General features: G+C 62.8%; 21 protein-coding genes and 3 pseudogenes. 15 read left to right on the forward strand and 9 right to left on the reverse strand.

Annotated features, from left to right (window positions below):
- Positions 1–15: 15 nt before the first annotated feature.
- Positions 16–1,326 (forward strand): HAD-IC family P-type ATPase, encoded by a 1,311-nt coding sequence (locus tag CVM73_RS31735; RefSeq protein WP_245452487.1) that lies wholly within the window; start codon positions 16–18, stop codon positions 1,324–1,326.
- Between the two features lie 78 nt (positions 1,327–1,404).
- On the opposite strand, the gene CVM73_RS31740 is transcribed toward CVM73_RS31735, so the two are convergent.
- Positions 1,405–1,623: a DUF6894 family protein gene (locus CVM73_RS31740; protein WP_100235716.1), complete on the reverse strand. Its 219-nt coding sequence runs from the start codon at positions 1,621–1,623 to the stop codon at positions 1,405–1,407.
- 349 nt (positions 1,624–1,972) lie between these two features.
- Between CVM73_RS31740 and CVM73_RS31745 the strand changes: the two genes are divergently transcribed.
- Positions 1,973–2,311: a hypothetical protein gene (locus CVM73_RS31745; protein ID WP_100235717.1), complete on the forward strand. Its 339-nt coding sequence runs from the start codon at positions 1,973–1,975 to the stop codon at positions 2,309–2,311.
- A gap of 64 nt (positions 2,312–2,375) precedes the next feature.
- On the opposite strand, the gene ftsH is transcribed toward CVM73_RS31745, so the two are convergent.
- Positions 2,376–4,220 carry an ATP-dependent zinc metalloprotease FtsH gene (ftsH, locus tag CVM73_RS31750; RefSeq protein WP_100235718.1) on the reverse strand — a complete coding sequence of 615 codons (1,845 nt, stop codon included), beginning with the start codon at positions 4,218–4,220 and terminating at the stop codon, positions 2,376–2,378.
- A 228-nt stretch (positions 4,221–4,448) separates the two neighbouring features.
- On the opposite strand from ftsH, the gene groL reads away from it, so the two are divergent.
- The 7 genes from groL to CVM73_RS39865 all read left to right on the forward strand — a co-directional run bounded on the left by groL (position 4,449) and on the right by CVM73_RS39865 (position 8,713).
- The gene (gene groL / locus CVM73_RS31755; protein ID WP_100235767.1) at positions 4,449–6,071 is read left to right on the forward strand and encodes a chaperonin GroEL; all 1,623 of its coding nucleotides are present in this window, start codon (positions 4,449–4,451) and stop codon (positions 6,069–6,071) included.
- Positions 6,072–6,149: 78 nt separating this feature from the next.
- Positions 6,150–6,368, forward strand: coding sequence for a ChaB family protein (locus CVM73_RS31760; RefSeq protein WP_100235719.1), 219 nt, complete (start codon positions 6,150–6,152; stop codon positions 6,366–6,368).
- 246 nt (positions 6,369–6,614) lie between these two features.
- Complete coding sequence (locus CVM73_RS31765) at positions 6,615–7,136, forward strand: Hsp20/alpha crystallin family protein (RefSeq protein WP_100235768.1); 522 nt, start codon at positions 6,615–6,617, stop codon at positions 7,134–7,136.
- Between the two features lie 72 nt (positions 7,137–7,208).
- Positions 7,209–7,931, forward strand: a complete 723-nt coding sequence (locus CVM73_RS31770) for a CBS domain-containing protein (RefSeq protein WP_100235720.1) — start codon at positions 7,209–7,211, stop codon at positions 7,929–7,931.
- 23 nt (positions 7,932–7,954) lie between these two features.
- Positions 7,955–8,134, forward strand: coding sequence for a hypothetical protein (locus CVM73_RS31775; RefSeq protein ID WP_100235721.1), 180 nt, complete (start codon positions 7,955–7,957; stop codon positions 8,132–8,134).
- Positions 8,135–8,319: 185 nt separating this feature from the next.
- Positions 8,320–8,520 carry a hypothetical protein gene (locus CVM73_RS31780; RefSeq protein WP_100235722.1) on the forward strand — a complete coding sequence of 67 codons (201 nt, stop codon included), beginning with the start codon at positions 8,320–8,322 and terminating at the stop codon, positions 8,518–8,520.
- Between the two features lie 28 nt (positions 8,521–8,548).
- A complete protein-coding gene (locus CVM73_RS39865) occupies positions 8,549–8,713 on the forward strand; it encodes a hypothetical protein (RefSeq protein WP_158237630.1) in 165 nt (54 codons plus the stop codon).
- Between the two features lie 76 nt (positions 8,714–8,789).
- Here CVM73_RS39865 and CVM73_RS31790 read toward each other — a convergent pair whose 3' ends face one another.
- Positions 8,790–9,548: a CBS domain-containing protein gene (locus tag CVM73_RS31790; protein ID WP_100235724.1), complete on the reverse strand. Its 759-nt coding sequence runs from the start codon at positions 9,546–9,548 to the stop codon at positions 8,790–8,792.
- Between the two features lie 116 nt (positions 9,549–9,664).
- Here CVM73_RS31790 and CVM73_RS31795 point away from each other — a divergent pair, with 116 nt between their 5' ends.
- The 4 genes and pseudogenes from CVM73_RS31795 (at position 9,665) to CVM73_RS31805 (ending at position 11,856) form a co-directional block, all read left to right on the forward strand.
- Complete coding sequence (locus CVM73_RS31795; RefSeq protein ID WP_100235725.1) at positions 9,665–10,387, forward strand: c-type cytochrome; 723 nt, start codon at positions 9,665–9,667, stop codon at positions 10,385–10,387.
- A gap of 120 nt (positions 10,388–10,507) precedes the next feature.
- Positions 10,508–10,621, forward strand: a pseudogene (locus CVM73_RS41850) (hypothetical protein); the annotation flags it as partial.
- Between the two features lie 51 nt (positions 10,622–10,672).
- A pseudogene (locus tag CVM73_RS41855) lies at positions 10,673–10,870 on the forward strand (family 1 glycosylhydrolase); the annotation flags it as partial.
- Positions 10,871–10,914: 44 nt separating this feature from the next.
- Complete coding sequence (locus tag CVM73_RS31805; protein WP_100235727.1) at positions 10,915–11,856, forward strand: 1-phosphofructokinase family hexose kinase; 942 nt, start codon at positions 10,915–10,917, stop codon at positions 11,854–11,856.
- On the opposite strand, the pseudogene CVM73_RS31810 reads toward CVM73_RS31805, so the two are convergent.
- A pseudogene (locus tag CVM73_RS31810) lies at positions 11,843–12,322 on the reverse strand (SbmA/BacA-like family transporter); the annotation flags it as partial. The gene CVM73_RS31805 and the pseudogene CVM73_RS31810 overlap by 14 nt on opposite strands.
- Positions 12,323–12,410: 88 nt before the next feature.
- On the opposite strand from CVM73_RS31810, the gene ppsA reads away from it, so the two are divergent.
- Positions 12,411–14,822, forward strand: a complete 2,412-nt coding sequence (gene ppsA, locus CVM73_RS31815) for a phosphoenolpyruvate synthase (protein ID WP_100235728.1) — start codon at positions 12,411–12,413, stop codon at positions 14,820–14,822.
- A gap of 1 nt (position 14,823) precedes the next feature.
- Here ppsA and CVM73_RS31820 read toward each other — a convergent pair whose 3' ends face one another.
- Together CVM73_RS31820 and CVM73_RS31825 are read right to left on the reverse strand one after the other, a co-directional pair.
- The gene (locus CVM73_RS31820; RefSeq protein WP_100235729.1) at positions 14,824–15,006 is read right to left on the reverse strand and encodes a hypothetical protein; all 183 of its coding nucleotides are present in this window, start codon (positions 15,004–15,006) and stop codon (positions 14,824–14,826) included.
- Positions 15,007–15,031: 25 nt separating this feature from the next.
- The gene (locus tag CVM73_RS31825) at positions 15,032–15,853 is read right to left on the reverse strand and encodes a universal stress protein (protein ID WP_100235730.1); all 822 of its coding nucleotides are present in this window, start codon (positions 15,851–15,853) and stop codon (positions 15,032–15,034) included.
- A gap of 244 nt (positions 15,854–16,097) precedes the next feature.
- Between CVM73_RS31825 and CVM73_RS31830 the strand changes: the two genes are divergently transcribed.
- Positions 16,098–16,784 (forward strand): CBS domain-containing protein, encoded by a 687-nt coding sequence (locus CVM73_RS31830; protein ID WP_100235731.1) that lies wholly within the window; start codon positions 16,098–16,100, stop codon positions 16,782–16,784.
- Positions 16,785–16,847: 63 nt separating this feature from the next.
- Here the strand turns inward: CVM73_RS31830 and CVM73_RS31835 are convergent, their stop codons facing one another.
- The 3 genes from CVM73_RS31835 to CVM73_RS31845 form a co-directional block, all read right to left on the reverse strand.
- Positions 16,848–17,447: a DUF1476 domain-containing protein gene (locus CVM73_RS31835; protein ID WP_245452492.1), complete on the reverse strand. Its 600-nt coding sequence runs from the start codon at positions 17,445–17,447 to the stop codon at positions 16,848–16,850.
- Between the two features lie 128 nt (positions 17,448–17,575).
- Entirely contained in the window at positions 17,576–19,327 is a 1,752-nt protein-coding gene (locus CVM73_RS31840; protein ID WP_245452488.1) for a glycoside hydrolase family 17 protein, read from the reverse strand.
- 170 nt (positions 19,328–19,497) lie between these two features.
- Positions 19,498–20,556, reverse strand: coding sequence for a hypothetical protein (locus tag CVM73_RS31845; protein ID WP_100235733.1), 1,059 nt, complete (start codon positions 20,554–20,556; stop codon positions 19,498–19,500).
- Positions 20,557–20,579: the final 23 nt, after the last annotated feature.

Raw genomic sequence — 20,579 nt, forward strand, 5'->3', positions numbered from 1 at the left:
AAATACGCTATTCTGGTGCCGCATGGCGGGGACCTCCTTCCGTGTCTCGAACGTGTGCGAAGCGCTCGAAACACAGAAGAATCCACGTCATGCACCCTGTCCATAACAATCGAACCGGACAGCCGTGCATGGCAACAGAAAATGACGGACATCCAGGCTCGATATGCCCGCGATGGCTTCCGGCTTCTTGCCGTCGCCATCAAGTCGATTCCGGCCGGGCAGCAGACGATCGCCGTCGGTGACGAGACCAATCTGACCATGCTCGGCTTCTGCGTCTTCGCCGATCCGCCGAAGCAGGATGCGGCCTCGGCGATAGAAGCGCTCACCTCGCTCGGCGTGACGATAAAGATCCTCTCGGGTGACCATGACGCCGTGGTCTCCCATGTCGCGCGATCGGTCGCTCTGCCGTCGGGACGTGTCATGACCGGAGCCGAGATCTCCGGGCTCACCGATGCCGCGCTCGTCGCCCGGGTCGATGACGTCGATCTGTTTGCCCGGATCGACCCCGATCAGAAGCGGCGGATCATTGCCGCGCTGCGGCACCGCAATCACGTCGTCGGCTTCATGGGAGACGGTGTCAATGATGCGCCGGCGATCCACGCAGCGCATGTCGGCATTTCCGTCACCGGCGCGACCGAGGTCGCCCGCGCAGCCGCCGACATGATCCTGGTGACTCCCGACCTGTCAGTGCTAGCGGCCGGAGTGCGCGAGGGCCGCAGAACCTTTGCCAATATCCTGAAATATGTTCGGATGGGAACGAGCTCGAATTTCGGCAACATGCTTTCGATGGCCTTGGCGTCGATCGTTCTTCCATTCCTGCCGTTGCTGCCGCTGCAGATCCTGCTGAACAATCTGATCTACGATCTCTCCGAAATCGGAATCCCCTTCGACGAGGTCGACCGCGAAGACGTTGCCCGGCCCGAAACGTGGAACATGGCGGGTATCCTGCGCTTCTCCATCATCATGGGAATGGCGTCCTCCCTGTTCGATGCGATCACCTTCGTCGTTCTTCTTAAGGTGTTCGAGGTGGATGCAGAACTGTTTCGAACCGGGTGGTTCGTGGAATCGATACTCACCCAGATCCTGGTGATCTTCGTCATCCGGTCTCGCCGCATGCCGTGGCGCGCGAACCGCCCGCACAACATCCTGATCGCGACGTCTGTCGGCGCCCTTCTCGCCGGGCTGGCGCTGGCGCTTGGCCCGTGGCGCGGGCTGTTTGGCTTTACCGCGCTTTCCGCAGGAATGCTTGCGGCAATAATTGCCATCGCAGCCGCCTATCTGATCTCGGCGAACGCCGCCAAGCGCCTGGCAATCTCCGGTCCTTGACGCTCGAAACTATGGCCCAGAGACCCGCTCTGCCTTCACCCGACGGGAGGGCGCCCCGCTGCGGCCCCCTCACCGCGGTCAGGTCGCGCCTGGATAGATCCGCTCGCGGTGAACTTCCCGGCCGCTCTCGTCAATGACGACGATCTGGAGCGCGGGATGACCTTTCGGCTTTTCTCTGCGCACCTTGTCGGCAAGGCTCTTGCTGTGGGCGATGGCGGCACCATCACTCACCAACTCCAGTCCTGACTTGTCCCGGACGGGCACGCCGTCCTTCATATCGAAGTAATAGGTGGGCATCCGCTCGTTCCCGCGGTCTTGCACGGCTCGGTTGACGTCATGCTGGAAAAAAGGAGCCGCCGAGATGTGGGGGGATGGACCTCGGCGGCGACTTGGGGACGTAACCGTGGGTCGAGTTACGCAAATTGCATATTAGCGGGCCCGCAGACGCGGGGCTTGATCCGGATCAAGCTGATCTGCCGCGGCATGTGTTTCGCGCCTTGGATCGCCCCCTGAAGATCACACATACGTTCGAGATGAACCTTCGTTCGCACTAATATAATACCGGGAACCCTACCTGCATAAGAGGTCATCTTCGCCGCTCGCCCCTGCGGTGGTAATATCAAGCGACGTTACGGGGGAGTGCGCCATGCATCGCTACGTCGCTCAGGCGAATGTCGACCATTACATCGCGCTGTTGAACGGCGCCGACCTCGTGCCTGACCGCCGGAGCGCGATCACCAAGATGCTGATTTCCGAAGAGGACGGGCTCGGCCGTGACCTGGAGCAACTGGAGTTCTTTGAAAATCGAGCCGCAGCCGGACGTAAGCGCGTGGAGCACGTCGCGAGCCTGCGAGACGGTTTTGCCTTCGGAACGCGAGAACGGCGACAGGCAGAGGAGCTGCTGGTGAACATCGAGAATCTTCAAACTCTCCTGGAAGATTCGTGTCAACGCCTGCGCAGGAAGGTCCACTCGCGCGGCCTTTGAAGGCCTCCGTAGGCCTGACGCGAGCTTGTCCAAGGCAAGCCGCGACCGTCCATGCGCGCCGCAATCACGCGGCGACCGGCTTGCTCTCCTCGTTCCGCTTGCCGAGCAGCGGCGCGAACTGCTCGGAGGTCACCGTTTCGTTCGCGATCAACAGCTCCACACCGGCGTCCAGGTCACCACGCCGGCGCTGGAGGATGTCCCGGGCGCGGCGGTCCCCCTCCTCGATCAGGTTGCGGACGGCGAGATCGATCTCGCGGCCTGTCGCCTCGGCAGCCCCGACGATCTTGTCCTGGGCCGCCCCGAGAAACGCTTGCGGCTTGGGCGCATAGGTGCGTTGCCCCACCGTCTCGTCCATGCCGTACTTGGTCACCATTTCGATCGCGACTTCGGTCGCACGCTGAAGATCGTCGGCGGCACCGGTGGAGATCGCACCGTCGAAGATCAGACGCTCCGATGCGCGTCCTCCCATCAGCACCGCAATACGGTTCTTGAGCTCCTCGATCGTCAGCAGGAACCTGTCCTCGGTCGGACGCTGGATGGTGTATCCCAGTGCACCGATTCCTCGCGGAATGATCGAGACCTTCTGCACGGGATCGACACCGGGCAGGCTGGCCGCGACGAGGGCATGGCCCATCTCGTGATAGGCAACCCTGCGCCGTTCGTCCTTGCTGAGCACCCTGCTCTTCTTCTCGATGCCGGCCACGATCCGCTCGATTGCCATGACGAAATCGTCGAACGTGACCTCCTCACCGCCCCGTCTGGTCGCGGCGATCGCGGCTTCGTTGATGAGGTTTGCGAGGTCGGCGCCGGTGAATCCGGTCGTGAGTCCCGCCACCTTGTCGAGGTCGACGTCATTGCTCATGCGAATCTTGCGGACGTGGACCTTGAGAATGGCGACGCGTCCGGCCTTGTCCGGCCGATCGACCAGAACCTGGCGATCGAACCGGCCTGCCCGCAGCAGTGCGGGGTCCAGGATCTCGGGGCGGTTGGTGGCTGCGAGCAGGATGACGCCGGCACTCGGGTCGAAGCCGTCGAGCTCGGACAGGAGCTGATTGAGGGTCTGCTCCTTCTCGTCGTAACCTCCGAACGACAGCGGCCCGCGGCTGCGTCCCAGCGCGTCGAGCTCGTCGACGAAGATGATGCACGGCGCCGCCTTTCGGGCCTGCTCGAACAAGTCTCGCACGCGCGCCGCGCCGACACCGACGAACATCTCCACGAATTCAGAGCCCGAGATCGAGAAGAACGGAACGCCGGCCTCTCCCGCCACGGCGCGGGCCAGCAGGGTCTTGCCCGTTCCCGGCGGTCCGACCAGCAAGATTCCCTTGGGCACATGCGCCCCCAGTCGGCCATAGCTGTTGGGGTCCTTGAGGAACGACACGACCTCCTGGAGCTCGAACTTCGCCTCGTCCACCCCGGCGACATCCGCGAAGGTGACCTTGATGTCCTTCTCGACATAGACCTTCGCGCGGGACTTGCCGATCGCCATCAGACCGCCCAGGCCCTGGCGGCCGCCCATGCTGCGGCCGATCCAGAACCAGATCACGAAGAAGACGATGACCGGAAAGATCCAGGAGAATAGCGTCTGCAGCGCGCCGGCGCCGGGAACACCGGTCACGCTTGCGCCTTTTGCCGCGAGCTTTTCGGCCAGAGCCATATCGACGCGTGCGGTCACGAATGCGGACTTTCCGCTCGAAAGCGGCTCTTTCAACTTGCCCTGAATCATATCCGGGCCAACGGACACCTCGGCAATCTTGTCCTGGGCGAGCAGCTGCTCGAATTGGCTGTAGGGAATGGTCTCGATTGAATTGTAGGTCGACAGACCGAACTGCAGCACGGCGAGCAGCATCCCGCCCGCCAAAATAGCGGCCATCACCATGGCCTGCTTCCGTGAACCTTGATCGGACTCCACCCTGCTTCTCCCATCGCCGCCGGCTGCAAGCTGAATGGTAATGGGGAACGGCAGCCTCTGCTTGATTCAGGTCAACACGGCGGCCACCACGCGATCGCGCCATCCGGCGCCCGCGAGCTTCGGCGCTGGCGTGCTCACGTTGACGAAGATCAATCTGGTTCGAACTCACTCGTCCAAACTGGATGATGAATCCCATTTGGCAATGGCCGCAAAGCAGAGGACATGGAAATGGCGCACAAACAGGTCCTGTTTCACTCGGCCGCACGGGAGAAAGTCTTGCGCGGCGCGTCCCTTCTCGCCGATGCCGTCCGCGTCACGCTCGGGCCGAAGTCGAAGTCCGTCCTGATCCAGAAGTCGTGGGGCGCACCCATCGTCTGCAACGATGGCGTCACCATTGCCAAGGAATTCGATCTCAAGGACGCGGAAGAGAATCTGGGCGCGCAGGTGCTGCGGCAGGCCGCCGAGAAGACCGGCGATGTCGTCGGCGACGGCACCAGCACGTCGACCATCCTGGCCCACGCCATCCTTTCGGACGGCGTCCGGAACGTCGTTGCCGGCGCCAGCGCGATCGACCTGAAACGCGGCCTCGATCGCGGCACAAAGGCCGCCATCGCCGCCCTGCACGCCATGGCGAAGCCGGTGAAGACCAGGGCGGAGAAGGTTCAGGTCGCCGCGATCTCGGCGCACAACGACGTCTCCATCGGCGAGCTGGTGGCGGATGCGATCGAGAAAGTCGGCGGTGATGGCGTGATCTCGGTGGAGGAGTCCAAGACCACCGAGACCCTGCTGGACGTGGTGGAAGGCATGAAATTCGACCGCGGATTCCTGTCGCCCTACTTCGTCACGGATGCCGATCGCATGGAAGCCGTGCTGCAGGATCCCTACGTGCTGCTGTGCGACCACAAGATCGGCGCCCTGCGCGATCTGGTTCCCCTGCTCGAGCAGGTCGCCAAGAGCGGCCGGTCGCTTCTGATCATTGCCGAGGATATCGAGGGCGAAGCGCTGGCGACCCTCATCGTCAATCAGCTTCGCGGCGTGCTCAAGGCTTGCGCGGTCAAGGCGCCCGGCTTCGGCGACCGGCGCAAGGCCATGCTGGAGGACATCGCCATCCTCACCGGCGCGCAGGTAATCTCGGCGGAGATCGGGCTCAAGCTGGAAAGCGCCACCCTCCAACAGCTCGGTCGCGCCGCACGGGTGGTCGCCGACAAGGAGAACACCACCCTGATAGGGAGTGGCGGCGATCGCGCCCGTATCGACGCACGGCTGGCGCAAATCCGCGTCGAGATCGAGAAAACGACCAGCGACTACGACCGCGAGAAGCTCGAGGAGCGCCTCGCCAAGCTCTCGGGCGGCGTCGCCGTGATCCGGGTGGGCGCACCGACCGAAGCCGAGATGAAGGCGAAGAAGGAAGCGCTCGACGATGCGATCAGCTCTACGAAGGCTGCGATGGCCGAGGGGATCGTGCCGGGCGGCGGGCTTGCCCTGCTCCGCACGGTCGCGGCGGTGGCCAAGGAGGAGGCTGCCTGCGAGGGCGACGAACGAACCGGCATGCAGATCCTCAAACGCGCCCTCGAAGCGCCTGCGCGCCAGATCGCCGAAAATTCCGCGACCGATGGCGGCGTCGTGGTTGCACGGATGCTCGGCAGCGAGGGCAATTTCGGCTTCGATGCCGCCCGGAAGGTCTATGTCGATCTCGTGGAGGCCGGCATTGTCGACCCGGTGAAGGTCGTACGGACCGCGCTCGAGAACGCCGTTTCCGTCGCAAGCGTGCTTCTTCTGACGGAGGCCACCATGACGGAGATTCCGGAGCCGAAGCGCGAGCGGTTGCCCGAGCCCGACATGGCGATGTAGCAGCGGCACGCCCGCCGCAAGCGCCCGGCATCAGCCATCGGCGCCCAAGGCGGCGGATGATCCGCACAGGATGCGACGATGCCCTATCGCTCGAACGAGGATCTTCCCGCAGGTGTGCGGCACCACTTGCCGCCCCATGCGCTGGACATCTACCGGGAGGCGTTCAACCATTCCTTTGCCTCGCATGTCGGCGACCTCCGGCAGGAGGAGATCGCCCACCGCACGGCCTGGGCCGCCGTGAAGCGCTCCTACGCGAAACTTGGCGACCAATGGGTGCCAAGGAGCCCGGCTTCATAAGGGCCCATATGCTCTCGTCCGCCGCGGCAATCGAGAAACGTCCGCGTATCTGCCCAATTTACGCGGCGTCAGGATGGGGGATTGACGAGCGCCGAGCCCGTGTTGGGCACGATCATTCCATCAGTCGCCAACACACCTGATCTCGCACGCGATGCTCTCGAATTTGAGCGAAATCAACCACCGCATGATGGCCATGCCTATTCTTTGCCACGACCGGAATGGTCAAGCTCGAAGGAGACCATGATCATGGCGACCGAAACCAAATTACCTGTCACCAAGACGTCCACCGCACCCGCAGCCGCCGGCGAGGCATGGCAGCCGTTCCAGGCGCTGAGAAACGAGATCGACCAGATCTTCGACGATTTCGGCAACGGCTTCTGGAAACGCCCGTTCCGCTCGCTCGCCCGGCTGGAGCGCGACCTGTCCAAGAACTTCACTGCGCCGGCCGTCGACGTCGCCGAAAGCGACAAGGCCTACGAGATCACGGCTGAGCTTCCCGGCCTCGACGAGAAGAACATCGACGTCAAGCTCGTCAACGGCGGTCTCACCATCAGAGGCGAGAAGAAGGAAGAGAGCGAAGAGAAGAAGAAGGACTACTACGTGTCCGAGCGCCGTTACGGCTCTTTCGAGCGCTACTTCGCGCTCCCGGACGGTGTCAACGCCGACAAGATCGAGGCGACGTTCAAGAACGGCGTGCTCAAGGTCGTCCTTCCCAAGACCGAGGAAGCCCAGAAGCAGGCCAAAACCATCAGCGTCAAGGCCGCCTGACGGCCCCCCGACGCGAGGCTGCGACGGCCGCAGCCTCGCCTCACCACTCGCCAGCGAACTCGAGGACACAACATGCGCGCGCATCATATCATGACGAAAGACCTCGTTGCCGTAACGCCGCACACGACGATCGAGGAGGCGGCCAAGATCATGCTCCAAATGCATATCAGCGGCCTGCCCGTCATTGACGATGCCGGCCATCTCGTCGGCGTGGTCTCGGAAAGTGACTTTCTCCGCCGTGGCGAGATCGGCACCGGCCGCAGGCACGCCGCCTGGTTGAAATACTTCATGGGACCGGGACGCGCGGCTGCCGAGTTCGTTCACGAGCGCGGCCGCAGGGTCGCCGATGTCATGACGAAGCGGGTCGTCTCGGTGCAGGAAGACACCGATCTGGCCGAGCTGGTCGACCTCATGGAGAAGAACGACATCAAGCGCGTCCCCGTCATGCGGGGCAAGGTGCCCGTCGGGATCGTCACGAGGACGAACCTGCTGCAGGCCGTGGCAAGCCTCGTGCACGAAATTCCGGATCCGACCGCCGATGACGAGCACATTCGCGAGCGCATCACACGCGCGGTGAACGGCACCGACTGGCGCCCGATCGGCTTTGAGGTGAATGTCCGTGAAGGCGTCGTGCATCTGCACGGGCTCGTTACCACCGATGAGGCCCGTCAGGCCGCGATCGTCGCCGCCGAGAACACTGCCGGCGTCAAGAAAGTTCACGACCATCTCTGTTTCGTCGACACCTATTCCGGCTTCTATGTGGAATCGCCCGAAGACATGAAGGCCGCTGGCTGAATTCCCCGTGGATCGAGGCTGCGATGCTTGGATGGTTCGTTCGGCTTCTCTTCGCCATAGCAGCGCCGATCACGGCGCTGTTCGTGGCGCGTGACGCGCTGAACTTCGGCCTGATCCAGACCATCGTGACCATGTTGCTCGTGACGGCCCTGGTCTGGCTGATTGCCGCTTATACCGGGCGGGACCGACAGGCACCGCGCTAGCCGCCGACGCGACACGGTGGCCGGCACCTTAACGACAAGGCGGTGAGCCGGTACTCCAGGAGTGCAGCTGTTGCGCTCTTTTCCGTTCGGCTACGGACATCACCTTAGGTGAAGCTCCCAAATTTCGGTCGGACAATTCATGCATTAATAAGGATCTGCCAGCACGCACCGGCAAGGGGCTTGCAATGAACCACTCGATTTACACTGCGGACAAGGCAACACATTTGAAGGTGGTCATCGCAGGATTGCTTGCCGGCACCGCCATCGTCGCGACCACGCTGACCGTCCACTTGGCCCAGCCTGAACTGAGCTTGCAGAAGGCGACGACCCTGGCCGTTTACCAGGCCCGCCCAATGCATGCACGGATCGAAATGGCCCAACGTTAGTCGAGGTCGGTTGTTGGAGGATATTCAGATGACCAACGAAGCAATCAAGGCGCTGATGATATTCGCGATGTACGGCATCCTCGAACTCGCGCTCTATTTTTCGTCGACGGTCAGACCGGCCAAGCAACCGGTCCGTTCGCCGCCCGGCCGGACCGCGAATCCGGATCTCACTCGTCCACTGGCGGAAGACTAAAACGCGGTCAGATTGGGATGCTATTGCTCTAGGCTGATCCGCGCGGTCACCCGAAGTGCGTCCTCAGGGACGAGCGTTACAATGGTTCGTCATCGCACGTGGATGGCTCTGCCTGCAGCGAGACGAAGTCACCGCCGCCGTAATCATCCTCCGGATCGGGACTGATCGACTGAAGGCACAGGCGGTCATCGACGCCGCGCACGCCTGAAGCGTTCTCGCAAGCCACGATAACCGCTTGGCGGGCGTTATCGCCCTTGACGACGCCGCGCAGCGTCACCACGCCATCCCTCACGCTCACGTTCAAGCCGACGGGCTGCCAAGCCATCCCGGCCATCGCCGCGAGGACCGAACGGCGGATTTGATCGTCATCCTCGGAATAGCCGCGTGCGCCGGTCAACGGACCGGCAACTGCGGACAGGAAGTCGGACCGGGTAATGATGCCGACGACGCGATCAGCACGCATGACCGGAACGTGATTCAGGTTTCGACGCTCCATCAGGTCGGCAGTTTCCTCGAGAGGAGTATCCTCCCTGATCGTAGCCGGATCGCGCGTCATCACCTGTTCGACCTTGCGCCCGTGCTCCTTGACGAATTCACGCGCGATTCGGTCTGCTCCGAGCAGGACCGTCAGCAGCCGGTTGCGCGTGTGCTCCGTATCGAGCTCGGCCCGCCTCAGGAAGTCGCTTTCGCAAATGATGCCAACGAGCTTACCGGCCGAATCCGTCACCGGCAGTCCACTGATGTGGTGACCGAGCATCACCTTGATGGCATCGGCGATCGAGGCCTCCGGCCGAATAGCTATCACCCGCCGGGACATGATCTGGTGCGCGCGCATGTCTTCAACTCCAGAGAGAACTCACAGGTAGTCGCCGCCCCTGACGGGGTCTTGATCGAGATCAACCGCCCGGCCGCGATCGAGTGCCATGCTATTTTTAAATCTGGACATTTGGCATGCGCCTGCAAGCATTGTTCATGGCTGCGATCTTTGCGGCAGTCGCGGCGCTGAGCGCTGGAGCGCCGGCCGGAACGACGCCGGTCGACGTCTCTGCCGCGCTCTCCGATCTCATGACCCGGCTTCAGCTCCAGCATGCCAAGCTCTGGTTTGCGGGCAAGCTCAGCAACTGGAGCCTGGCGAGCTACGAAATCCAACACATCGAGGCCAATCTCGAAGCGGCAGGCAAGCTCATGCCCGCTCCATTGCGGATCGATCCAGCCAAAGATCAGCTGCGAGCCGTACGTCAGGCCATCCAACAGAAAAACGTGCCTGCATTTACCAAAGCCTATTCGGCCCTGACCAACGAATGCAACAGCTGCCATCGGGCCGGCGGCTACGCCTCGATCACGATCCAGGTACCGGTTCGTCCGCCTGTCACCAACCAATTGTTCGTCGATCAGGTCACCGAAGGCCGGGCGCTGGCCCATGCGTCCTGCGGACCATGCCATATCGTGGAGGATGCCGCCAAGGAATCGCCGGCATCCCGCCCCCCGGCGCCGAGCTTCCTCGAGATCGTCAATCGTCCCTCGTTCTCTGCCGATGACATCAGGCAATTCCTGACGTCGAGCCACCGCAGGCTCGGCCCCGATCAGGCCATGCCGAACCCGCGGCTCGCGGAGTACCAGGTCGACGAGATCGTGGCGTACCTCGAAACGTTGCGAGCTGGCCCTCTGCACTAGAACGTGCCCCACCCACTCATCCGTTCCCTGCCCAGCGGTTGATCTCGGTCAAACGGAGATCGGCAAAGAGCAGCATTGTGGACCCAACACGATCTGAACTGCGCATCGCAAGGCAGGCGCATGACAACGAGACACGGAGCCGCGACCTCGCTTCAAACGCGCGTGCCGGCGCCGAATTCATTTGTGTGGGGCGTCTCGACCTCGAGCTTTCAGATCGAGGGCGCGTCCCATGTGGATGGGCGCGGCGACAGCATATGGGACAGCCATTGTCGGCAGAAGGGCCGCATCAAGAATGGCACCGCCGCGGACAACAAGCCGGACGATGCCGGTCGTGTTCAGGACGCCGCGCGAATTGCCTATCTCGACGCCTATACAAGGGCGATGCAGGAGGCGATCCGAGCCGGAGCCGACGTCAAGGGCTATTTCGTGTGGTCCCTGCTCGACAATTTCGAATGGGCATCGGGCTATTCGCAACGTGACGGAAAGAGCCGTCGCGATGGCCGCGCCCATGGCCTCCAGCTGAGCCGATGACCGAGATCCTCACGATCACGCCCAATCCGGCGGTCGACGTATCGACATCGGTGGACAGGATCGTTCCTGTCGCCAAGCTGCGCGGCGTCGGGCAGCGCCGCGACCCCGGCGGGGGCGGCATCAACGTTGCGCGCGTGGTCAAGCGCCTCGGCGGCAATGCCACAGCGCTCTATCCGGTGGGCGGCCTTACAGGAGACCTGCTGCGTCAATTGCTGGACAGGGAGGGCGTCGAAAGCCTGACCTTTCCGATCGCGGGCGAGACCCGACAAGACTTCTTCGTCCGCGAGATCAGCACGGGCCAGCCCTATCGCTTCATCTTGCCAGGGCCGCCTTTGGCCGAGAACGAATGGCAGAAATGCCTTGCAATGCTGTCGGCGCTGCAGCCGTTTCCCAGCTTCGTCGTTGCGAGCGGAAGCCTGCCGGCTGGGGTGCCCGACGATTTTTATGCTGGGGTGGCAAGGATCGTCAAACAGCGCGGAGCCAAGATGATCCTCGACACCTCCGGACAGGCCCTTGTTGCTGCGGTGGCGGAAGGCGTCGAACTGGTCAAGCCGAACCTGCGGGAGATGCGCGAGCTGGTCGGCCGCGAGTCGTCTGATGCCGCCGAATGGGAAGCTGCGGCCAGAACGCTGGTGCGCAGCGGCAAAGCGGCGGCCGTCGCTCTTACGATGGGCCATCTCGGTGCTGCGCTGGTGACGAGCGACCGGGTGTTGCGCGCCAAACCTCTCGCGATTGCGCCTGTCGGCGCCGTCGGCGCGGGCGACAGTTTTCTCGGCGCCCTGGTCTACGGGCTGGCATCCGGAGCCAGCCTCGAGCACTGCTTTCGACAGGCCGTCGCCGCCGGCGCCGCGGCCCTGCTCAATCCCGGCACAGAGCTCTGCCGGCCTGACGACATCAAGCGTCTGGCCGAACAGGTGGTTCTCTCTACGGCAATTTGACCGAGCCGGCCGGAAGGCTCATGGACTCCGCCTGCTGCGGTGGCGTTGCCCGGTTGAGACGGTCGAGCGACAGCAGGAGGCCGCCGCCCCGTTCCAGCGACGACATCCAATCGGCAATGCGCCCATAGTTGTCGACAACCCAGTTGAACGAGGCCTGCACCAGCGTGAAAGCCGCCGCGGCCCGCGTGAGCTCACCCAATGTCATGGCCCCGGAGAGAAATCTCGGCGCGCAGAGCACCAGCCCGATGATCGGCGCCAGAAGCGAGTTGCCATGCGACACGATCGTCGTCTGCATCAGTTGCCAGCACAGGCGGCGCCACTGATCGATGGTGGCCCTGAGAGCGCTGCGAAGGTCGCGGCAGACTTCCGGCCGCTGCCCTTGCGGGGCGACACCCTCCCCGATATCGCGGAGCTCGTGTGCAGCCGTGATCAGCTCCGCCTCGGCCTGGTTCTTGATCTGAACCAGCGCACTTGATCTTTCGCAAACCGGTGGTGCGCAGATGCGGGAAAATTATCGATGTTCGGACCCATTTTGCAGCGCGGGAGAATGCGCGATGGACGCGTCAAGCTACATTCGCTGGTTCAGCGACATACGTCTTGCCGACGTGCCGCTGGTCGGAGGCAAGACAGCATCCCTGGGCGAATTGTATTCGGCGCTGACACCGGAGGGCGTCAGGGTCCCCAACGGGTTTGCGCTGACCGCGGCCTCCTATCGGGACGCCCTGACCGAAGCTGGCGCGTGGGACAGGCTCGGTCCTCTTCTCGCCGGCATCGACAAGCGGCGGATCGCCGATCTTGCCCGTCGCGCCGCCGCCGCGCGCGCGATCGTCTACGCGGCAACCGACCGGGAGGATCTGCGCCATCAGGTCACACAGGCATATCGGCAGCTGGAGCAGGAATACGGACGCAACGTCGCGGTCGCGGTCCGTAGCTCGGCCACGGCCGAAGACCTGCCGACCGCAAGTTTTGCCGGGCAGCACGACAGTTTTCTCAACATCCGGGGCGCGGACGGGCTGATGGAGTCCTGCCGCCGCTGCTTTGCTTCATTGTTCACAGATCGTGCAATCTCCTATCGGATCGACAATGGTTTCGATCACTTCAAGGTCGCGCTATCGGTTGCGGTCATGAAGATGGTCCGCTCGGATCTCGCGGCAAGCGGCGTCACCTTCACGCTCGATACCGAGACCGGGTTTCGCGACGTCGTATTCGTGACCGGCGTCTACGGGCTCGGCGAAAACATCGTGCAGGGCGTCGTCGATCCCGATGAATTCTACGTTCACAAGCCGACCTTCAATGCCGGTTTCCGGGCGGTTCTGTCGCGCCGCCTGGGATCCAAGGCAAAGCGGATGGTCTACGGTCGCGGACACAATACAACGCGGAACGTGACAACGCCGGCGCGCGCGCGCCAGCAATTCTGCATCAATGACGACGAAGTCCTGACGCTGGCCGAATGCGCGCTGCTCGTCGAGAAGCATTACTCGCAAAAATCGGGCAAGCCGACGCCGATGGATGTGGAATGGGCCAAGGACGGCAGGGACGGTTCGCTCTACATCATCCAGGCCCGGCCCGAGACGGTCGCCTCCCGCCGCAAGCCGGAGGCGCTCGAGAGCTATGTCCTGAAAGCGCACGGCACGGCGCTGGCCGAAGGCCGCGCCGTCGGCGAAAAGATCGGGGCCGGACGCATCCGACTGATCAGGAACGAGCGGGAGCTCCGGAAATTCCGTCCAGGCGAGGTGCTGGTCGCGACGGCAACGCGCCCGGACTGGGAGCCCGTCATGAAGCTCGCCGCCGCGATCGTGACCGATCATGGCGGCCGGACCTGCCATGCCGCCATCATCGCACGCGAACTCGGGGTGCCTGCAGTGGTCGGGACAGGCAGTTTCAGCAAGAGGGCGAAGACGGGCACCGCCGTGACGGTGTCCTGCGCGGAAGGTGACATCGGTCACGTCTTCGAGGGGACCCTGCCCTACGAGGTCGAACGGACCGCGGCCGAAAGCGTTCAGAAGCCGCGCACCGAAATCATGGTGAACCTCGGCAATCCCGAGGTCGCGTTCAAGACCGCATCCCTGCCGAGCGATGGCGTCGGCCTTGCCCGTATGGAATTCATCATCAACCAGCATATCGGAGTCCATCCGATGGCGCTGGCCTGCCCCGACAAGGTCACCTCAGTGCGGGACCGGCGGAAGATCAAGCTCCTGACCGCACGCCACAAGCAACCGTCCGAGTTCTTTGTCGAGCGACTGTCGGAGGGCGTCGGCACCATCGCCGCGGCGTTCCATCCCCGGCCGGTGATCGTGCGCCTCTCCGATTTCAAGACCAATGAATATGCGAACCTGCTCGGCGGCGCCGATTTCGAGCCTCGCGAGGAGAACCCGATGATCGGCTTCCGCGGCGCCGCGCGCTACGCGCACCCCGCCTATGCGCAGGGTTTTGCGCTGGAATGCGCTGCAATGAAGCGGGTGCGCGAGACCATGGGCCTCACCAATCTCAAGATCATGATTCCGTTTTGCCGGCGTGTCGAGGAAGCGCGCAAGGTCATTGCAGCCATGGCAAGCCTTGGCCTCAAGCGAGGCGAGAACGGCCTTGAAATATTCATGATGTGCGAGATCCCGAACAACGTCATCCTGATCGACCAGTTCGCACAATTGTTCGACGGATTTTCCATCGGCTCCAATGATCTCACCCAGCTCACGCTCGGCGTCGACCGGGACTCCGAGATCGTCGCGTTCGATTTCGACGAGCGCGATCCCGGCATGCTGCAAATGCTGTCAATGGCCGTGCAAGGCGCCAAGCGCAACCGCCGCCACGTCGGGATCTGCGGCGAGGCTCCCGCCAATTATCCGGAGATCGCGAAGTATCTGGCAGAGCTCGGGATCGACTCGATCAGCGTGAATCCGTCGAGCGTGTTGCGGACCATCGAGATCGTCCGCACCGCGGAACGCGGCAGCCTGCGGGCTGCGGGCTGAACTAGGAGCGCTTGTCCCGGTGATGCAGGCCAAGCGCCTCGCGCACCTCATCGTCCTCGAGGGCATCCTTGAGCGCGCGATCGGCCGGCCTAGTCTTAAGGACCGGCGCGTCGCGATCAGGTACGGGCACCTCCGCCTTTCGCTCTGCTGCGCTCTTCTTCGCCGCTTGAGCATCCTTGTCCATTGCACACTCTCCTATGGCGTTGAGGTCAGTGCGACATCAACAGGCAGACCGGAGCGTGCTGCAGAAGGCTCTGCGTCATGCCGCCGAAAACCCATTCTCCCAACCGGCTGTGTCCATATCCGCCGGTCACGATGAGATCGGCACCGACATCGGCGGCCAGCCGGACGAGATAGCCCGCATCCGGTTCCGCCGTATGCACGCGCACCTCGTGCTGGCAGCTCACGCCGTGCCGCTGAAGATATCCGGCCACGTCCCGCACCCGGTCTCGCGCCGCATCCTGTTCGCTCGACGCGCAGATTTCGGCGATCGTGACCTGCGAAGCCCGGGTCAGGAACGGCAGCGCGTCCCGAACAGCCAGGCGCGCCTCCCGGGCGTCCTTCCAGCCGACCACGATCCGATCGCCCGACAATCGGGTGACGCCGTCCGGCACCAAGAGGATCGGACGACCCACCCGCAACATGGCTCCCGCCGCATCGAGGTAGTGAGAGGATTTGGACTTCAGCTGGCTGCGCCTCACCACGACAAGATCCGCCGCCCTGGACTGCTCGACCAGGAACTCGGTCGGAAAGCCAATCGTCCATCGCCATTCCACCTTTTCACCCGGCAGGCGAACAATGCGCCTGAACCACGCCTCCTTGGCCGACAGCGCCCCGCGTATGCGCTCGAGGTCGTCCGCGGTCGTCTGTTCGATGATCACGCCTTCGGCGACGAACGGGGGCTCTGTTGCGATGGCCGAGACGCCAAGCAAGGCGGCGCCAAAGTCGTTTGCGACGGCCTCGGCGACGGCAATCTGCCCTTCGTCCTGCTGCTCGGAATCGACATAGACCATGACGCTGGCAAGAGACATGTCATTGCTCCATTGCTCGAACGGTAATTCTTATCTCGCGTTCCCAGCCGTCCCGTTGACGCAAATCAAGCGGTCCAGCTGCTCCCACCGCGCCGATGCGCGCTCATATCCTGGGCCAATACGGGCCGCGCCACGGCGCGTTGGATTTTGAGTCGCCCTCCTAGTTCAGGTGCTCCTTGATCCCGATCAATCCCGCCGGCCCGGAAGGCGGCAAGATGCCGCAAAGCCAGCACGGAGGTCTGCCATGCAAGCCCAGGACGTGATGATCTCACCGGTGGTGACCGTCGGCCCAACTGCAACCGTTCGCCAAGTCGCCAAGATCCTGCTCGAGCGCCACATCAGCGCAGTGCCGGTCGTCGATGCCGACAACAACATTCTCGGGATCGTGACCGAAGGCGACCTGATGCACCGTTCCGAATCCGGCACCGAGCGCGCCTACGCCTGGTGGCTTCGCCTCTTGATCGGCGACGCGCAAATGGCGACCGACTACGTCAAGTCGCATGCGGTCAAGGTCGAAGACATCATGACCCGCGAGGTCGTGACTGCCACCCCCGAAACGCCCCTGAACGATATCGCCATGCTGCTCGAAAAGCACCAGATCAAACGCGTGCCGATCGTCAACAAGCAGGGTCAGCTCGTCGGGATCGTCAGCCGCGCCAACCTGCTGCAGGCGATCGCGAGCGCCAGGCCGAAGCTGGAGATTTCACTTCCCGATTCGATCATCAGGAAGAAATTCCTTGAAGAGATCAAGAAGCAGCCTTGGGCACACACGTTCAACCTGAACGTGACCGTCCAGAACGGTGTGGTCGACATCTGGGGCTTCGCGCCATCTGCGGCCGAACGCACAGCCATCCGGGTAGCGGCAGAGGCTATTCCGGGCGTCGTCATGGTGAACGACCACCTGCTCGAAACTCCGGCTTTCGTCTACTGACGCGAACCGGATCGCGGAAGCCGGCGACACCGCTGCGGGAATGCAGTTCTTCTTCAAGTCGGGCTATTGTTGCGGATCGAGCCCCTCTTCGACCGGCGCGATATGCTTCCGAAACAAGACGATGGTGTCGGCGAAGCTCACGATACATTGGTGGCTGCGGGCGAAATTGCGCAGGCGACCAAGTGCGACATCGTTCAATCCGAACAAGCGCTCATAGTCGGCGCGGTCGATCTGGACAAGCGCCCCATTCTGCAACGCCTCCAACCCGTTCTCCAGTTCGGGCAGGGTAAACTTGCCGCGCACCAGCTCCCGCCACGGACGACCGCTGCGCTCGGCGACTTCGGCCTCGGCCAAGAACCGGTGCATCGCCTGCCAGACCTCCTGCTTCGGGATGCCGACCGGTGCGAGATCAGCCACGATCCGATCGATGGTCGGCTCGACGGTCGGACTTGCGACGTCGGCTTCCAGGACTTCCTGGGTAAGAACCTTGGCGGCTGCCGCGGACCTGCCGAGACGCCGTGCTGCCCACTGCGCAAGCGATGCCACGGCACGCTCCCGCACTCTGACCTTCGATTCCTCGCGGTGCGCGAACTCGGTCTCGAATGCATTCTCGCGCTCGTCGAACGAAGACATGCCCGATCCTCCAGCTTGGCGCGGCAGCACCAAACCGGAAAATTAACCGGAGAGCTGCGCTCCCGGTTGATGCAGGTCAAACGCTCCGGCGCCGAGAATGTGTTCGCCTCATCGACGGGAGCGGCGCGGGAAAGCTACTCCTGCACGTCGTGCCATTCTCAGGCACGCGCCCGCCACAGCGTCGCGGCAAGCAGGAGAAAGGCGGCGCAAGTCCACATCGCCTGCCAGTTCGCCGTCCCTTCGTTGAAGATCACATAGATCACCGCTCCGACAAACACGCCGGCAAACAGCGACTCCGCCACAGGACGGCTTCCCTTCCGGGGCGGATTGAGCAGCGTCATGGCCGCCAAAGGCAAGGTTGCCATGGTGAGTGCGGCAAAAGGAAAATCGATAAAGCGCGGGTCAAACACAAGCCCGAGTGCGGTCGCCGTGCCGGTCACGACGATTACGATCAAGGCCAGTCCGTGCATGGTCACGAGCATCGATTCCGTCCGGTAGCCTTTCGGACCGAGCAACTCCTGAAAACTCGGCGGTGGACGCCCCGACATAAGGGCGTTGGCACCAAGCACCGGCGACACCGTCGCGGCCGCCAGCAGAGAGCTCCACAGCAGCCAGCCACCTGCTCCGACACTTTCAAAGAACACCTTCTGGGCGGCCACGCCAAACAGGATTCCGGCTGTCGTCGCCGATATTGCGACCCCGAACCATGGAGCCAGGCCAGAGCTCGCGGGCTTGCGACGCGAGGTCAGCCACGCGGCAGCGAAGACCAGGGTCGCCAGCGCAACTCCGCAGCTCATTTGCAGCTTCCAGAGCGGAAAGTTGCTGACGGGGATGCCGGCAGGGTATTTGAGCACGCGCTGCTCGCCTCCGAACAGGCCCCACGATCCGCCGACCGTGCCCTCGATCTCTCGCTTCCAGGACTCATCGTAGGCCTCGAACAGGTTGACGCGGAAATTCTCGCGCCGGGCGAGGTCGAGTACCTCCGAGACCACCCGGGCCTGATTGATACGCGACGGCAACGCCGATTCCCGCATCCGCCCCTGGCTCGGCCAACCTATCTCTCCGATCAGGATCTCCTTGCCCGGAAAGGCCGCCGCGACCTGCCGGCGGATTGTATCGGCGTGCGTGGCAGCCGATTCTGCCGGGATCGGCACGTTCTCCCAATATGGCAGGATGTGAATCGTGACGAAATCGACGGCATCATAGAGCTCACGATTGCTCAGCCAGAATTCCCAGACGTCAGCATAGGTCACGGGGACACTGACCTGAGCCTTGACCGAGCGGATCGTGTCAGCGAGATCGGATACGGTTATGTCCTTGCGCAACAAGGTCTCGTTGCCGACCACCAGCGCGATCACGGTCCCGGGATATTCCCTGGCGAGGCGTATCGCCGTCGATATTTGATTTCGATTCTTCTGCTGGTCCTTGTCGAGGAAAATACCCTGGATGACCTTCAGTCCCGCCTGGGATGCAAGTTCGGGGATTTGATCGAGACCAAGATCGGTCGCATAGGTGCGGATGCAGTCGGATATCTCCGCAAGCTGGGCCAGATCTTCCGCGATCTGCTCACGCGATACCTGCGTCGCGGACGAAAGCGAGGTCTGATGGCTGCGGAATGGAGCGTATGAGATGCATTGGACCTTGTCGTTTGGATCGATGGGTGCGCGCACCAGATGGACCGGCGTCCCCAACCACCACCACACGGCGGCGATGGCGCCCAGCGATATCAGAAAGAGCGCGAGCGAAACGCGGAGAGCATCCACGGGCCTTGTGGCAGGCGCGACGTGCTTGGCTTCCCCGCTTTGCGGGAACAGCAGCCTGGAGAACCAGCTTGCTTTCCGGGGATGGACCAACTGATCACACGTGAGGTGCGGCTTTTCACTTGCTGCGATGTCGCGGACGCGTCGCATTGCTTCAAGCGCGCGTCTGCGATCGCAACTGCATGAAAAACAGAGGATCGCAATTGAATTTGTTCAACGGTCGTCGCTCCCAAACCGATTATAGGATCGCTCGCGTTTCCACAAGCTGGTTGATTCAGGTCAATCTCGCCGAACTTTCGCCGAATCAGCGCAAACCTCGTTCAATGGCCCTGTCGAATCTCCCATGCCCAGACCGGATCGCCGGCATCTCGGCGGCTGATCAGGGTGACGCGCATGAGACGATCGTGGGCCAGTGCAGCGCCCAGCCACAGTTCATTCCACGCATCGAATATGACGGGAGACATTTGCTCCCTGCCAGACATGAGGCGCCACGTCGTTTGTCTTACGATCGCCGCGCTACCTTCAAGATGCATCTCTGCGTCATCGCCTTGGCCGCGTAACAGCCTCGTGAGTGCGGTCGCAAAACCTGCGACACCTCGGTCCACGCCACCGAGCATGGACGCAACATCATCGAACGTGTGCATGCCGATCAATCGAGCAGCTAAACCTCCCAAGTGACCTCCCTCGGCCGGTCCGAGCACCGACATCACTTCAGGCAGGATCGACGTGATATAGTCCATCGCGTAATTGCGGAGCGCCTTTCGCAAGCGACTTTCTGGCCAATTCGTCTCGGGAAGGCGTGGCGCGAGGTCCGGCCTGTATGGGGGGCACCGCTCTCCGGGCGAAAATTGCAGCCGCTCTTCCGGAGAAAGGTCATGATCGTACTCCCGGTAATATCCCTCCAGTCCAGGCTGCCCGTCGACGGTCTGCCCCGTGCAGACGAAGCCAAGGCGAGGGTTGCCGAGAACCACACCGTTGTTGCCGTGCCATCCCCTGAGCATCCCGCGCGACACTTCCGAGGGAATTCCACAAATTGCGGTGCCATGCCAAAGCCAACGGGGAGGCGGATAGCGGATCCATGCCTTCTTGTCGCTTTCATAGACATATTCGACCTTTACGCCACCGACCTGATTGGCGAGGTAATTGTACTGCGCGCTGGCGACCGCATGGGGCAACCCGTCCAAACCGAGCTTCTTGAGGCCCGGGACGAAATGGGTCGCTTGCTGGCGACGGAACATTCTGAACACGATCTCGGCCGCGCGAGCCGCCCCGGCGCGCGACGAGAGATGAAGAATGAGGCCCGTAAGATAGGAATGATAGATCCGCTCGACCGCGCGATAGGCCTGCACGTCATCTGACGCACTGTTCTCAATCCTCATTCGTTTCTCCCGGACGTTCCTCG

Source organism: Bradyrhizobium forestalis (genome assembly GCF_002795245.1).
GTDB classification, from domain to species: Bacteria; Pseudomonadota; Alphaproteobacteria; order Rhizobiales; family Xanthobacteraceae; genus Bradyrhizobium; species Bradyrhizobium forestalis.